The 13,775-nt window shown below is 68.9% G+C and carries 14 protein-coding genes; 6 read left to right on the forward strand and 8 right to left on the reverse strand.

All coding sequences use genetic code 11. The features are described from left to right. Positions 1 to 52: 52 nt before the first annotated feature. Entirely contained in the window at positions 53 to 1,261 is a 1,209-nt protein-coding gene (locus tag QC282_RS18590; RefSeq protein WP_279550595.1) for an MFS transporter, read from the reverse strand. Between the two features lie 139 nt (positions 1,262 to 1,400). On the opposite strand from QC282_RS18590, the gene QC282_RS18595 reads away from it, so the two are divergent. Both QC282_RS18595 and QC282_RS18600 read left to right on the forward strand, forming a co-directional pair. Beyond that, positions 1,401 to 1,889: a MarR family winged helix-turn-helix transcriptional regulator gene (locus QC282_RS18595; protein WP_279550596.1), complete on the forward strand. Its 489-nt coding sequence runs from the start codon at positions 1,401 to 1,403 to the stop codon at positions 1,887 to 1,889. A gap of 9 nt (positions 1,890 to 1,898) precedes the next feature. Next, positions 1,899 to 2,351, forward strand: coding sequence for a GNAT family N-acetyltransferase (locus QC282_RS18600; RefSeq protein ID WP_279550598.1), 453 nt, complete (start codon positions 1,899 to 1,901; stop codon positions 2,349 to 2,351). A gap of 62 nt (positions 2,352 to 2,413) precedes the next feature. Here QC282_RS18600 and QC282_RS18605 read toward each other — a convergent pair whose 3' ends face one another. Both QC282_RS18605 and dnaB read right to left on the reverse strand, forming a co-directional pair. Next, complete coding sequence (locus QC282_RS18605) at positions 2,414 to 3,799, reverse strand: serine hydrolase (RefSeq protein WP_279550599.1); 1,386 nt, start codon at positions 3,797 to 3,799, stop codon at positions 2,414 to 2,416. Positions 3,800 to 3,875: 76 nt separating this feature from the next. Beyond that, entirely contained in the window at positions 3,876 to 5,351 is a 1,476-nt protein-coding gene (gene dnaB / locus QC282_RS18610; protein WP_279550600.1) for a replicative DNA helicase, read from the reverse strand. Positions 5,352 to 5,810: 459 nt separating this feature from the next. Here dnaB and QC282_RS18615 point away from each other — a divergent pair, with 459 nt between their 5' ends. Then, positions 5,811 to 7,148, forward strand: coding sequence for an MATE family efflux transporter (locus QC282_RS18615; protein WP_279550601.1), 1,338 nt, complete (start codon positions 5,811 to 5,813; stop codon positions 7,146 to 7,148). 123 nt (positions 7,149 to 7,271) lie between these two features. Here QC282_RS18615 and rplI read toward each other — a convergent pair whose 3' ends face one another. The 4 genes from rplI to rpsF form a co-directional block, all read right to left on the reverse strand. Then, the gene (gene rplI / locus QC282_RS18620; RefSeq protein WP_046727591.1) at positions 7,272 to 7,718 is read right to left on the reverse strand and encodes a 50S ribosomal protein L9; all 447 of its coding nucleotides are present in this window, start codon (positions 7,716 to 7,718) and stop codon (positions 7,272 to 7,274) included. Positions 7,719 to 7,736: 18 nt separating this feature from the next. Next, complete coding sequence (gene rpsR, locus QC282_RS18625) at positions 7,737 to 7,973, reverse strand: 30S ribosomal protein S18 (RefSeq protein ID WP_003949403.1); 237 nt, start codon at positions 7,971 to 7,973, stop codon at positions 7,737 to 7,739. A 78-nt stretch (positions 7,974 to 8,051) separates the two neighbouring features. Further along, positions 8,052 to 8,633: a single-stranded DNA-binding protein gene (locus tag QC282_RS18630; protein WP_279550602.1), complete on the reverse strand. Its 582-nt coding sequence runs from the start codon at positions 8,631 to 8,633 to the stop codon at positions 8,052 to 8,054. Between the two features lie 77 nt (positions 8,634 to 8,710). Next, entirely contained in the window at positions 8,711 to 9,001 is a 291-nt protein-coding gene (gene rpsF, locus QC282_RS18635) for a 30S ribosomal protein S6 (protein ID WP_077798159.1), read from the reverse strand. Between the two features lie 308 nt (positions 9,002 to 9,309). Here rpsF and QC282_RS18640 point away from each other — a divergent pair, with 308 nt between their 5' ends. From QC282_RS18640 to QC282_RS18650, 3 genes are all read left to right on the forward strand, one after another. Beyond that, positions 9,310 to 9,624 carry a hypothetical protein gene (locus tag QC282_RS18640; RefSeq protein WP_279550606.1) on the forward strand — a complete coding sequence of 105 codons (315 nt, stop codon included), beginning with the start codon at positions 9,310 to 9,312 and terminating at the stop codon, positions 9,622 to 9,624. 174 nt (positions 9,625 to 9,798) lie between these two features. Then, positions 9,799 to 10,920 carry a peptidoglycan bridge formation glycyltransferase FemX gene (gene femX, locus QC282_RS18645; protein ID WP_279550607.1) on the forward strand — a complete coding sequence of 374 codons (1,122 nt, stop codon included), beginning with the start codon at positions 9,799 to 9,801 and terminating at the stop codon, positions 10,918 to 10,920. Positions 10,921 to 11,026: 106 nt separating this feature from the next. Continuing rightward, positions 11,027 to 12,058, forward strand: a complete 1,032-nt coding sequence (locus QC282_RS18650; RefSeq protein WP_279550608.1) for an alanine racemase — start codon at positions 11,027 to 11,029, stop codon at positions 12,056 to 12,058. A gap of 113 nt (positions 12,059 to 12,171) precedes the next feature. On the opposite strand, the gene QC282_RS18655 is transcribed toward QC282_RS18650, so the two are convergent. Continuing rightward, complete coding sequence (locus QC282_RS18655; protein WP_279550609.1) at positions 12,172 to 13,692, reverse strand: glycosyltransferase family 87 protein; 1,521 nt, start codon at positions 13,690 to 13,692, stop codon at positions 12,172 to 12,174. Between the last annotated feature and the right edge of the window lie 83 nt (positions 13,693 to 13,775).

Genomic DNA, 13,775 nt, shown 5'->3' on the forward strand with positions numbered 1-13,775 from the left:
GTTCCGCCGGGCTCGGGGGCGGCGCTGACCCCGTGCCGTGCGGTGCGGTGGGTCAGTGGCGGACGGCGGCGACCTGCTCGGCCGGCGCGGACCCCGTCACGACCACGCTCGTGGCCCTGTCGCGGCGTTCGAGAGCGGCCGACAGGAACGCCAGGAGCAGCGCTCCTCCGGCGAGCGCGGCGCCGACCCAGTTGGGGGCGGTGTAGCCCAGGCCCGCCGCGATGACGAGGCCGCCGAGCCAGGCGGACAGGGCGTTGCCGAGGTTGAAGGCGCCGATGTTCACGGCCGAGGCGAGCGTCGGGGCGCCGTGTGCCTGGTCGAGAACGCGCTTTTGCAGCGGCGGGACGGTGGCGAAGCCCAGGGCGCCGATCAGGAAGATCGAGACGGCCGCGAGAACCTTGTCGTGCGCGGTGAGCGTGAAGAGCGCGAGCACGACGGCGAGTGCGCCCAGGGAGACGTACAGCAGGGGCATCAGGGCACGGTCGGCGTACTTGCCGCCGACGAGGTTGCCGCCGACCATGCCGAGGCCGAAGAGGACCAGCAGCCAGGTCACGGAGCCGTCGGCGAAGCCGGTGACGTGGGTCATCATCGGCGCGATGTAGGTGATGGCAGCGAAGACGCCGCCGAAGCCGAGGACCGTCATCGCCATCGCCAGCAGGACCTGGACGTTCTTGAAAGCGGCCACTTCATGGCCCAGTCGCACGCCCTCCGGCTTGGGCATGTCGGGCACGAGCTTCGCGATGCCCGCCAGGCCGACGACGCCGAGAGCGGCGACGATGCCGAAGGTGACGCGCCAGCCGATGGACTGTCCGACGAGCGTGCCCAGCGGGACGCCGACGACGTTGGCGACGGTCAGACCGGTGAACATCATCGCGATGGCTCCGGCCTTCTTGTCCGGGGCGACCAGATCGGCGGCGACGACCGAGCCGATACCGAAGAAGGCGCCGTGGGCGAGCGAGGCCACCACGCGGCCGATGAGCATGACCCCGAAGGCCGGGGCCAGCGCGGACAGCAGGTTGCCCACGATGAACAGACCCATGAGCAGCATGAGCATCCGCTTGCGGGAGATCCTGGTGCCGAGGACGGTCATGAGCGGGGCACCGAGCACGACGCCGAGCGCGTAGCCGGTCACCAGATAGCCGGCCGTGGGGATGGAGACCCCGAAATCGCCCGCGACCTCGGGCAGCAAGCCCATGATCACGAACTCGGTCGTTCCGATTCCGAAGGCCCCGATCGCGAGGGCCAGGAGCGCGAGAGGCATGAGGGGTACACCTTCCCAGAAGATTGCAGAAGCGCTTTATGTGCCCTCACGTTAATTGCAGACGCGGGCAATATGCAAGCGCAGACATTCGCGGTTCTGGTCTACCCTGGTGACAACCCTCTCGGACGGAGGAGCACCCATGACCGCCACGGACCCCTCGCTCACCGCACTGGCGCAGGGCTGGTGCGCACTCTCCCTGCTGCACGGCAGGATCGAGGCCCACATCGAACGCGCCCTGCAGTCCCGCCACGACCTCAGCGTGCGCGAGTACTCCCTGCTCGACGTCCTCAGCCGCCAGCACGACGGCGACGGCGGCCACCTCCAGATGAAACAGGTCGCCGACGCCGTCGTCCTCAGCCAGAGCGCCACCACCCGCCTCGTCACCCGCCTCGAGGACCGCGGCCTGCTGGAGCGCTACCTCTGCCCCACCGACCGCCGCGGCATCTACACCAACGTCACCGACGCCGGCCTCAAGCTCCTCGCCGAAGCCCGCCCCACCAACGAAGCCGCCCTCCGCGAAGCCCTCGACACCGCCGCCACCAACCCCGAACTCGCCCCCCTCGTCCACGCCGTCGAATCACTGAACACCCAGCCGTTGCATGCCAAGTCGCTGAACGTGCCCGCCTAGGGTTCAGACATGACAGACCTCGACATCCGCGCCGCCGTGGCCGACGACGTCCCCGCGATCGTCGCCCTGCTCGCGGACGACCCGCTGGGGGCCCAGCGCGAGTCACCGGACGACCTGACCCCTTACCTGGCCGCGCTGGAGCGTCTGGCCAACGACCCCAACCAGCACCTCGTCGTCGCCGTACGCGACGACCGTGTCGTCGGCACGCTCCAGCTGACGGTCATCCCCGGGCTGTCCCGGCGTGGTGCCACCCGCTCGATCATCGAGGCCGTACGCATCCACGCCGACGAGCGCGGCAGTGGCCTCGGCACCCAGCTCATCGAGTGGGCGATCGAGGAATCGCGCAGACAGGGGTGCCAACTGGTGCAGCTGACCTCCGACAGCACACGCAAGGACGCCCACCGCTTCTACGAGCGGCTCGGGTTCACGGCCTCGCACGTGGGCTTCAAGCTGCCCCTGTGAATACGTCGAGGGCCTGTTTCACGTGAAACAGGCCCTCGTGGCGTGTCATGGGACGGCGGCGGCTATCCGATGCCCCGCCAGCCCTCCGGGTCCACTCCGCCGGGCACGGGGGCCTTCTCGTCGTACGGCTGGCGCGTGAACACGAAAGACCCGAGATCGAGATGGCTGACGGTCCCGTCCGCGCGTCGCACCGCCTTCAGTACCTCTCCGGCGTAGTACCCCTCCAGCCCGGTCCACGTGCCGTCACCGTTGGCCCGGAACGGCGAGTTGCGCCCGTTGCCGGACAGAGGACCCAGGGAGAGCAGGCCGTCGGCCATGAGCCGCAGAGCGAAGGCATGCGTGCCCCAGTACCACGGCCCCACAAGCTCCAGCGCAGGCGCGTCGGTCGCGCGCATCGGCCGCCACGGCTCGGGAATCCGCGGTTCGGCCTCGGCGACGATGCGCACGAGATCGGCGGCGGCCGCCACGACCAGCGGACCGGAGGTGCAGTTGGCCAGCACCACCGCCGCCACGTCGTCCTCCACGCTGATCGTGAGCCCGGCGAGGAAGCCCGGCAGCGAGCCGCTGTGCCCGACCAGGACCCGTCCCTGCGAGTGGCGCAGCTCCATACCGAGGCCGTACGCGTAACCGGCCGCCACGTCCGAGGCTTCGGGCGGCGCGGCCGGCGTCCGCATCTCCCGCAGCGACTCGGCGCTCAGCACGCGCTGGTCACCCCGCACGAGAAACGCGGCGAAGCGCGCCAGGTCGGCGGTTGTCGACCACAGTTGTCCGGCCGGTGCCATCCGCCCGAGATCCTCGACGGGCTCGGGCAGCATTACGTCCGCCCAGGGGTGCACGGCCCAGCCACCGGCGTGCGGCGCCCGCGGCTGCGCGCTGGTGCGGTCCAGGCCGAGGGGTTCGAGCACTTCCCGCCGGAGAACGTCCTCCCACGCGGCGCCACGCAGCTTCTCGACCAGTGCGCCCAGCAACGTGTAACCGGGGTTCGAGTAGTGGAACCGCCGGCCGATCGGATGCCGGTGCGGCTGGTCACCGAGGACATCCGCGAGTTCGGGGCGCAGGGAGCCGGAAGTGCGCTCCCACCACGGGCCGGGCGACTCGGCCGCCAACCCCGCGGTGTGGGAGAGGAGTTGGGTGATGGTCGCCTCTCCCGCGCCGCTGCCCGGCAGATGCTTCTCCAAGGGGTCGGCAAGGTCGAGCAGCCCCTCGTCGCGCAGTCTCATCACCAGCACCGCGGTGAAGGTCTTGGTGAGGGAACCGATCCGGTACTGCACGTTCTCGTCCGGCCCGTGTCCGTCCACCGAGGTGCGGGCCCCGTGCCACACGGTTCGCCCGCCCCGCACGACGGCCGCGACCAAGGACGGCGCACGCCCCTCGGCCTGCGCGACGGCGATCCGGTGCGTCAGGGCACGGCGGGTGCCCGGCAGGAGGTCTTCCTGGGAGATCGTCATGCCCCCAGTCCACCCCGAACCGGACGCACCGTCGAGCCAATTCCGCGAGGAACGAAGGCGTCCGCAGGGTGCCGGGTCAGGTCTGTGCCATGTCCACGAAGCGCGAGTAGTGGCCCTGGAAGGCGACCGTGATCGTCGCCGTGGGGCCGTTTCGGTGCTTGGCCACGATCAGGTCGGCCTCGCCCGCGCGCGGGGACTCCTTCTCGTAGGCGTCCTCGCGGTGCAGCAGGATCACCATGTCGGCGTCCTGTTCGATGGAGCCGGACTCACGCAGGTCGGAGACCATGGGCTTCTTGTCGGTGCGCTGCTCGGGACCACGGTTCAGCTGGGAGAGCGCGATGACCGGAATCTCCAGCTCCTTGGCCAGCAGCTTGAGGTTGCGGGACATGTCCGAGACCTCCTGCTGACGGCTTTCGGCGCGCTTGGAGCCGCCGGACTGCATCAGCTGCAGATAGTCGATGACCACCAGCTTGAGGTCGTTGCGCTGCTTGAGACGGCGGCACTTGGCGCGGATCTCCATCATCGACAGGTTCGGGGAGTCGTCGATGTAGAGCGGGGCGGCCGAGACATCCGGCATACGGCGGGCCAGGCGCGTCCAGTCGTCGTCGGTCATCGTGCCCGAGCGCATGTGGTGCAGGGCCACCCGGGCCTCGGCGGACAGCAGACGCATGGCGATCTCGTTGCGGCCCATTTCGAGCGAGAAGATGACGCTCGGCAGGTTGTTCTTGATCGAGGCGGCCCGCGCGAAGTCCAGTGCGAGGGTCGACTTACCCATGGCGGGACGCGCGGCGATGACGATCATCTGCCCCGGGTGCAGACCATTGGTGAGCGAGTCGAAGTCGGTGAACCCGGTCGGCACGCCGGTCATCTCGCCGCTGCGGGAGCCGATCGCCTCGATCTCGTCGAGCGCACCCTCCATGATGTCGCCCAGCGGCAGGTAGTCCTCGCTGGTGCGCTGCTCGGTGACGGCGTAGATCTCGGCCTGGGCGCGGTTGACGATCTCGTCGACGTCGTCGTCGGCCGCGTATCCCATCTGTGTGATGCGCGTACCGGCCTCGACCAGGCGGCGCAGGACGGCACGCTCGTGCACGATCTCCGCGTAGTACGCCGCGTTGGCCGCCGTCGGCACCGTCTGGACGAGGGTGTGGAGATACGAGGCACCGCCGACCTTGTTGATCTCGCCGCGCTTGGTCAGCTCGGCGGCGATCGTGATGGGGTCGGCCGGCTCGCCCTTGGCGTAGATGTCGAGGATCGCCTGGTAGATCGTCTCGTGGGCCGGCTTGTAGAAGTCGTGGCCCTTGAGGATCTCCACCACGTCGGCGATGGCGTCCTTGGAGAGCAGCATGCCGCCGAGGACGGACTGCTCGGCCTCCAGGTCCTGGGGCGGCACGCGCTCGAATGCCGAGCCTCCTCCGTCCCAACCGCCGCTGTCCCCACCGCGGTCGTGCTGCTCGTCGCGGCCGCGGGTTCCTTCGCCGCGTCGGCGGGAGGGCAGACGATCACTGGGCCCGCTGTCGGCCCACGGGTCGTCCAAGGGCTCGGAAATACTCACCGAGCCACCTCCTCCCGTCCGCCGAGCGGACCTCGCCGTGCCCCTCTTTTCTACGGCACGGCACTGACAAATGAGACGCCCAACTCCGGTTCTGGCGCGCCGGTTTTGCGACGTTTGAGAAACCGGCGGACGGAGCGGGCGCCGGTCCACCGTAGGCCTGCGGGCACCGTCAGCCAATCTGGTTATCCACAGGCCATGTGGACGACGGCTCAGATGCTGTGGAGAACTCCGCGAAACCTGTGCACGACCCGGTGGACAGCCCTGTGAACAAGCTTCCATCCACCTTCACAAAAGGCCTCTGACCTGCCACTTTCCCGTCCACCGGCTGTGCAGAAGAAAAACTTCCCCAGTCGGACCAAGATCGCTGCGGGCGGCTTACAGAGGATCACGCAACGAGAGCAGAAGTAAGGGTCACAAAAGCTTTGCATCTCTTACCTGTGGACGATTAGATTGGTGTTCATGACACAGGCCCCCGCGCACTCCCGAGAGGTCCGCCGACAACACGACCGGGAGATCGTCGCGCTCGCCGTCCCCGCTTTCGGCGCCCTCGTCGCCGAGCCCCTCTTCGTCATCGCCGACAGCGCGATCGTCGGCCATCTGGGCACCGCCCAACTCGCGGGACTCGGCGTCGCCTCCGCTCTCCTCACCACCGCCGTGAGCGTATTCGTCTTTCTCGCCTACGCCACCACGGCGGCCGTCGCCCGACGCGTCGGCGCCGGCGATCTGAAGGCCGCCATCCGACAGGGCATGGACGGCGTATGGCTCGCCCTCCTCCTCGGCGTGGCCGTCATCGCTGTCGTCCTGCCCACGGCACCCGGTCTGGTCGACCTCTTCGGTGCATCGGAGACAGCCGCCCCGTACGGCACCACCTATCTCCGAATCTCGTCGCTCGGCATCCCGGCCATGCTCGTCGTGCTCGCCGCGACCGGAGTCCTGCGCGGACTGCAGGACACGAAGACGCCCCTGTACGTCGCCGTCGGGGGTTTCGTCTCCAACGCCGTCCTCAACGTCGTCCTCGTCTACGGCGCCGACCTGGGGATCGCCGGCTCCGCATGGGGAACCGTCATCGCCCAGTGGGGCATGGCCTTGGTGTACCTCGTCGTGGTCGTCCGTGGCGCCCGCAAGCACCACGCCTCCCTGCGGCCCAACGTCGCCGGAATCAGGGCCTCTGCCCAAGCGGGGGCGCCCCTGCTGGTCCGCACCCTTTCGTTGCGGGCCATTCTCATGATTGCCACCGCCGTCGCGGCCCGCCTCGGCGACGCCGACATGGCGGCTCACCAGATCATCCTGTCCCTGTGGAGCCTGCTCGCCTTCGCCCTGGACGCCATCGCCATCGCGGGCCAGGCCATCATCGGGCGCTACCTGGGGGCGGGAGACGCCGAAGGAGCCAAGGTCGTCTGTCGTCGGATGGTCCAGTGGGGCGTTGCCGTCGGTGTCGTGCTCGGCGTACTGGTGGTGCTCGCCCGTCCCGTGTTCCTGCCACTGTTCACCAGTGACTCCGCCGTCACCGACACGGCCCTGCCGGCGCTGGTGATCGTGGCGCTCTCCCAGCCGATCAGCGGCATCGTCTTCGTCCTGGACGGCGTCCTGATGGGCGCGGGCGACGGACCGTACCTGGCGTGGGCGATGCTGATCACCTTGGCGGTCTTCGCTCCGGCCGCCCTGCTGGTGCCGGCCGTCGGCGGCGGACTCACCACGCTGTGGATCACCATGACGCTGATGATGACGGTGCGGATGCTGACCCTGTGGCTACGCGCCCGCTCGGGCCGCTGGATAGTCACCGGAGCAACGCGCTGACGCTTTCGTCGTTTCACGTGAAACGACGAAAGCGCGTGTTTCACGTGAAACACGCGCCGGACATGCGAGGGGGCCGCACCCCGAAGGATGCGGCCCCACATGTCGCTACAGCGAGCGCGGCACTCAGGCCGCGACAACCTCGATGTTGACCTTGGCGGCAACCTCGGGGTGCAGACGCACGGACGTCTCGTGGGCGCCCAGCGTCTTGATCGCCGAGGCGACCTCGATGCGACGCTTGTCGACCTCGGGGCCACCGGCAGCCTTGATCGCCGAGGCGATGTCGGCCTGGGTGACGGAACCGAAGAGACGACCGGCGTCGCCGGCGCGAACGGCCAGACGAACCTTGACGCCCTCGAGCTGGGCCTTCACCTGGTTGGCCTGCTCGATGGTCTGGATCTCGTGGATCTTGCGAGCACGACGGATCTGCTCGACGTCCTTCTCGCCGCCCTTGGTCCAGCGGATAGCGAACTTCCGCGGGATCAGGTAGTTGCGAGCGTAACCGTCCTTGACGTCGACGACGTCGCCCGCGGCACCGAGGCCGGAGACCTCGTGGGTGAGGATGATCTTCATTTGTCGGTCACCCTTCCCTTATCGCGCGGTGGAGGTGTAGGGCAGCAGCGCCATCTCACGGCTGTTCTTGACGGCCGTGGCGACGTCACGCTGGTGCTGCGTGCAGTTGCCGGTCACGCGGCGGGCACGGATCTTGCCGCGGTCGGAAATGAACTTCCGCAGCATGTTCGTGTCCTTGTAGTCCACGTACGTGACCTTGTCCTTGCAGAAAGCGCAGACCTTCTTCTTCGGCTTGCGCACAGGCGGCTTCGCCATGGTGATTCTCCTGTGTGATCAAGAAGTGTGGGTACGGCCCACCTCGGCCGGCCGGGTCCGAGGACCCGGCCCGAAGGCCTAGAAGGGGGGCTCGTCCGAGTAGCCGCCACCGCCGCCGGAGCCACCGCCCCAGCCGCCGCCACCCTGCTGGCCGCCACCGGCGGGAGCGCCGGTGGCCCAGGGGTCGTCGGCCGGAGCACCGCCGGCCGGCTGACCGCCGCCGGGGCCTCCGCCCCAGCCGCCGCCACCCTGCTGGCCGCCGCCACCGCCGCCGTAACCGCCCTGGCCACCGCGACCCGTGGTCTTGGTGACCTTGGCCGTGGCGTTGCGCAGGCTGGGGCCGACCTCGTCGACGTCCAGCTCGTAGACCGTGCGCTTGACGCCCTCACGGTCCTCGTAGGACCGCTGCTTCAGCCGGCCCTGCACGATGACGCGCATGCCTCGCTGGAGCGACTCGGCGACGTTCTCCGCCGCCTGACGCCAGACCGAGCAGGTCAGGAACAGGCTCTCGCCGTCCTTCCACTCGTTCGTCTGACGGTCGAAGGTGCGGGGAGTCGACGCGACGCGGAACTTCGCGACGGCCGCACCGGACGGGGTGAAGCGCAGCTCGGGGTCGTCGACAAGATTGCCGATGACCGTGATGACGGTCTCGCCTGCCATGGGGGAACCTCTCGGCGGGTTTGCTGCTGGCTGCTGGTGCTGCTACTCGAATCCCGGGATCAGCTGAGCGGAAGCGCTCAGTGCATCTCGGGACGGAGGACCTTGGTCCGGAGGACCGACTCGTTCAGGTTCATCTGGCGGTCGAGCTCCTTGACGACCGCAGGCTCGGCCTGCAGGTCGATGACCGAGTAGATGCCCTCGGGCTTCTTCTTGATCTCGTACGAGAGACGACGACGGCCCCAGGTGTCGACCTTCTCGACCTTTCCGCCGCCGTCACGGACGACAGAGAGGAAGTTCTCGATCAGCGGGGAGACAGCACGCTCCTCGAGATCGGGGTCGAGGATGACCATCACCTCGTAGTGACGCATGTGGAACCCACCTCCTTTGGACTCAGCGGCCACGGTCGTTCCGTGGCAGGAGGGTCGTGATGCGTACGCAACAGTGCCCGTCAGTAAAACAGCCGCCACTGACATGGGCGGTCGTTCGGCGGTTTTCCCAGGTCGGGCCGGGACGGATCCTGACGCGTGCCTGGCGCTGTCTGGGCAGACACCGGTGCAGACCGTACAGACTACCTGCACACCCGCTACCGGTTGAAATCCGGCCGCGAAGCCCGTCAATCTGTACACATCGGGTGTGTACGGCGCTACGATCCGCCGCCTTTCGCAGGAGGTGCCCCATGGCACAGGCAATGCGACCCAACACCGCCGGAGGCCTTTTCGCCACGGACGGCAAACCCCACCCCCTCCAGGACGCGCTGCTCGCGGTGACCCTGGTGCTGGGCATCACGTCGTTCATCACCGCGATGTTCCACGGCCTGCACCTGCTGAGCTCGTGGACCGGCCTGCTGGGAATCGCCACCGGGGCCTACGGCCAGTGGATCTCGGAGACGACACGTGAGCGCTTCGGTCTGATCCTGGGCCTCGGCGCCGCGGGGATCGGCTTCTTCCTCGGCATGGCGCACGGCGGGCTCTTCGGCGGACTCTTCGACTGACCCGCCGGGACCCCCCTCACCCCTCCGGGACCGCGCAGGCCACCCGGCCGCCCTACAAGGCCCGGTGAAGGTGCCGTGGGCCCAGTCGGGGCGCTCGCGAGGCGCAGTAGGCTTCGGCGCGAGAGCCGGAGCCCCTGTACCCATGGGGACACACCAGCCCGAGGAGCGCCCCGAATGAGCCTGACCCTGAGGACCATCAGTCGCGAGCAGCATCTGGCGTACATCCAGAGCCTGCCGGCGGCGAGCCACATGCAGGTCCCGGCCTGGGCTGATGTGAAGGCCGAATGGCGCTCGGAGAATCTCGGCTGGTTCGACGAGCGGACCGGTGAGCTGGTCGGCGTGGGTCTGGTCCTCTACCGGCAGCTCCCCAAGATCAAGCGCTACCTCGCCTATCTGCCCGAGGGCCCGGTCATCAACTGGTTCGCGCCGAATCTGCAGGACTGGATCGAGCCGATGCTGGCGCACCTGAAGCAGCAGGGCGCCTTCTCGGTCAAGATGGGCCCGCCGGTGATCATCCGTCGCTGGGAGGCCGCCTCCATCAAGGCCGGTATCCAGAACCCGGACGTCAAGCGCCTGCGCGACATCGAGGCCGACCACATCGAACCGCGCGCCTTCGAGGTCGCCGACAAGCTGCGCCGCATGGGCTGGCAGCAGGGCGAGGACGGCGGTGCCGGCTTCGGTGACGTCCAGCCCCGCTACGTGTACCAGGTGCCGCTCGCGAACCGCTCCCTGGAAGAGGTCCACAAAAACTTCAACCAGCTGTGGCGGCGCAACATCAAGAAGGCCGAGAAGGCCGGCGTCGAGGTCGTCCAGGGCGGCTACGAGGACCTCCAGGAATGGCAGCGGCTGTACGAGATCACGGCCGTGCGCGACCACTTCCGGCCGCGCCCGCTGTCGTACTTCCAGCGCATGTGGACGGCCCTCAACACCGAGGACCCCAACCGCATGCGGCTGTACTTCGCCCGCCACAACGGCGTGAACCTGTCGGCGGCGACGATGCTGATCGTCGGCGGGCACGTCTGGTACTCCTACGGCGCCTCGGACAACATCGGCCGCGAGGTGCGGCCGTCGAACGCCATGCAGTGGCGGATGCTGCGCGACGCCTACGCGCTCGGCGCCACCGTCTACGACCTGCGCGGCATCTCCGACTCGCTGGACGAGTCCGACCACCTCTTCGGCCTGATCCAGTTCAAGGTGGGCACCGGCGGCCAGGCCGCGGAGTACCTCGGCGAGTGGGATTTCCCGCTGAACAAGCTGCTCCACAAGGCCCTCGACATGTACATGTCGCGGCGCTGACCCCGGCCCGTTCGCTTCGGCAGTTCCCCGGCTTTCCCAGACGAGCTCCCACAGTTCCCCCCACACACGACCCACCGCAGCCACGAGAAAGGTTCCAGGTCCGGCCATGGCGCTCACGCTCTACGTCGACACCGCGCGCTGGCGGGCGCACCACAAGCACGTGCAGGAGCAGTTCCCGGGGCTCGTCCCGGTCTGCAAGGGCAACGGCTACGGCTTCGGACACGAGCGGCTGGCGGAGGAGGCCACGCGACTCGGTTCGGACATGCTCGCCGTCGGCACGACCTACGAGGCCGCCCGGATCAAGGACTGGTTCGGCGGGGACCTCCTGGTGCTGACGCCCTTCCGGCGCGGCGAGGAGCCGGTGCCGCTGCCCGACCGGGTGGTGCGCTCGGTGTCGTCGATAGACGGCGTGTACGGCCTCGTGGGCGCCCGCGTGGTCATCGAGGTGATGTCCTCGATGAAGCGGCACGGCATCAGCGAGCAGGACCTGCCGCAGCTGCACGCCGCCATAGAGAACGTCCGCCTGGAGGGCTTCGCCATCCACCTGCCGCTGGACCGCACCGACGGCTCGGATGCCGTCGAGGAGGTCATCGGCTGGATGGACCGGCTGCGCGCGGCCCGGCTGCCGCTGCACACGATGTTCGTCAGCCACCTCAAGGCCGAGGAACTCGCCCGGCTCCAGCAGCAGTTCCCGCAGACCCGGTTCCGCGCCCGCATCGGCACGCGGCTGTGGCTGGGGGACCACGAGGCCACCGAGTACCGCGGCGCCGTCCTGGACGTCACCCGCGTCGCCAAGGGCGACCGCTTCGGCTACCGGCAGCAGAAGGCCGCCTCCGACGGCTTCCTGGTGGTCGTGGCGGGCGGTACGTCGCACGGGGTGGGCCTGGAGGCCCCCAAGGCGATGCACGGCGTCATGCCGCGCGCCAAGGGCGTCGCCCGCGCCGGCCTCGCCACGGTCAACCGGAACCTCTCGCCGTTCGTCTGGGCGGGCAAACAGCGCTGGTTCGCCGAGCCGCCGCACATGCAGGTCTCGATCCTGTTCGTGCCCTCGGACGCGCCGGAGCCCAAGGTCGGCGAGGAACTGGTAGCCCATCTGCGGCACACCACCACGCAGTTCGACCGCATCCTGGACCGCTGACCGACACAGCCACCGCGGCAGCCGTCGCGACGACAGCAGCCGAAAGGCCGTACACGGACCTGCCCGTGTACGGCCTTTCGAGTGACTGACACGCCGCAGCGCACACTGTTCGCTCAGAGCGAACCGCCGGTCGCCCCCTGTCCGCCCCACTGCACTCGCGAGCCCTCCTCCTCCGTCCCGAAGTGCGCCGCGTGCCGAGGGGGGTGGGCCGCGGGGCCGAACACGACGACGTCCTCGGCTCCGTCCAGCACACCGCCGGAAGGATCGTCGTCGCCGCTTCGGCGCACCGGATCGCGCTCCGGCATGAGGATGTCCCGCACGATGACGGCGCACAGATAGAGCGTTCCCAGCAGGTGCGCGGCGATGGCCCAGTGGTAGCCGTCCTGGGGCAGGCCCTTGTGGGCGTCACCGCTGGTCGTGTACGCGAGGTACATCCAGATGCCCAGGAAGTACGCCACCTCGCAGGCCTGCCAGACCAGGAAGTCCCGCCACTTCGGCCGGGCCAGCGCCGCCAGGGGGATCAGCCACAGGACGTACTGCGGCGAGTAGACCTTGTTGGTGAGGATGAACGCCGCGACGATCAGGAAGGCGAGTTGGGCGAAGCGCGGTCGGCGCGGCGCCGTCAGCGCGAGTGCGGCGACGCCCGCGCAGCACACCAGCATCAGCACCGTGGCGAGAGTGTTGACGGTCTCCGTGCTGAGCGGGTTCTTCGAGTTCTGGGCCATGATCAGCCAGAAGGAGCCGAAGTCGACGCCCCGCTCCTGGCTGAACGTGTAGAACTTCGACCAGCCCTCGAAGGCGAGCAGCATCACCGGCACGTTCACCACGAGCCATGCGACGGCCGCGCCGCCCAGAGCCGTCCCGTACTCCCGCCAGCGGCCCGCACGCCAGCACAGCACGAGCAGGGGACCCAGGAGCAGGAAGGGATAGAGCTTGGCGGCCGTGGCGAGCCCCAGGAGGACGCCGAAGGCGAGGGAACGGCCCCGCGCCCACATCAGCATCGCTGCGGCCGTCAGAGCGACCGCCAGTAGATCCCAGTTGATGGTCGCGGTCAGCGCCGCGGCGGGCGCCAGGGCGACCAGTAGGGCGTCCCAGGGACGTCGGCCGTGGGTACGGGTCACACAGACGGCGATGACGGCCGCGCACGCCATGAGCATCCCGGCGTTGACCATCCAGTACCACTGCTCCTGGTGCTGGATGCTGCCGCTGCCGGGCGTGAGCCAGGCCGCGACCTCCATGAACACGCCGGTCAGCACCGGGTACTCGAGGTACTGCATGTCGCCGGGCAGCTTGTCGAAGTACGGTACGAGCCCTTCGGAGAAACCGCGTCCCGCGTACAGGTGCGGGATGTCCGAGTAGCAGGCGTGGGTGTACTGCGAGCCGGCACCGAAGAACCAGGCGCCGTTGTAGCAGGGCGCCTTCTGGACCAGGCCGAGGGCGAACATGCCGATCGCCACGAGCGCGACGACCCGCACGGGCGTCCACCAGGAAGTCCCGAGCAGGGCACGCCGTCCCACGGGGCCGCCGATCACCTCGCTGCCGGCCGCGGCGACCTCGTCCTCCTGGGTCGGCCGCACCGGGTCGGGCTCGTGCACGCTCGCTTGCGTCGATTCTGCGCTGGGCATGTCCCACATCCTGCCGTACGAACCTGGCCGTACGCGGAGGGCCGCCGCACCCAGAGGTGCGACGGCCCATGTTTCACGTGAAACACCCGTGC

Origin of the sequence: Streptomyces sp. DH24 (genome assembly GCF_029813775.1) — a bacterium.
Taxonomy (GTDB): Bacteria; Actinomycetota; Actinomycetes; order Streptomycetales; family Streptomycetaceae; genus Streptomyces.

Coding starts and splice junctions, on each gene's coding strand:
- QC282_RS18595 (WP_279550596.1), top strand. CDS start 1,401: ATGACCGCCACGGACCCCTCGCTCACCGCACTGGCGCAGGGCTGGTGC.
- femX (WP_279550607.1), top strand. CDS start 9,799: ATGAGCCTGACCCTGAGGACCATCAGTCGCGAGCAGCATCTGGCGTAC.
- QC282_RS18590 (WP_279550595.1), bottom strand. CDS start 1,261: ATGCCTCTCGCGCTCCTGGCCCTCGCGATCGGGGCCTTCGGAATCGGA.
- QC282_RS18655 (WP_279550609.1), bottom strand. CDS start 13,692: ATGTGGGACATGCCCAGCGCAGAATCGACGCAAGCGAGCGTGCACGAG.
- QC282_RS18600 (WP_279550598.1), top strand. CDS start 1,899: ATGACAGACCTCGACATCCGCGCCGCCGTGGCCGACGACGTCCCCGCG.
- rpsF (WP_077798159.1), bottom strand. CDS start 9,001: ATGCGTCACTACGAGGTGATGGTCATCCTCGACCCCGATCTCGAGGAG.
- QC282_RS18615 (WP_279550601.1), top strand. CDS start 5,811: ATGACACAGGCCCCCGCGCACTCCCGAGAGGTCCGCCGACAACACGAC.
- rpsR (WP_003949403.1), bottom strand. CDS start 7,973: ATGGCGAAGCCGCCTGTGCGCAAGCCGAAGAAGAAGGTCTGCGCTTTC.
- QC282_RS18605 (WP_279550599.1), bottom strand. CDS start 3,799: ATGACGATCTCCCAGGAAGACCTCCTGCCGGGCACCCGCCGTGCCCTG.
- QC282_RS18630 (WP_279550602.1), bottom strand. CDS start 8,633: ATGGCAGGCGAGACCGTCATCACGGTCATCGGCAATCTTGTCGACGAC.
- rplI (WP_046727591.1), bottom strand. CDS start 7,718: ATGAAGATCATCCTCACCCACGAGGTCTCCGGCCTCGGTGCCGCGGGC.
- QC282_RS18640 (WP_279550606.1), top strand. CDS start 9,310: ATGGCACAGGCAATGCGACCCAACACCGCCGGAGGCCTTTTCGCCACG.
- QC282_RS18650 (WP_279550608.1), top strand. CDS start 11,027: ATGGCGCTCACGCTCTACGTCGACACCGCGCGCTGGCGGGCGCACCAC.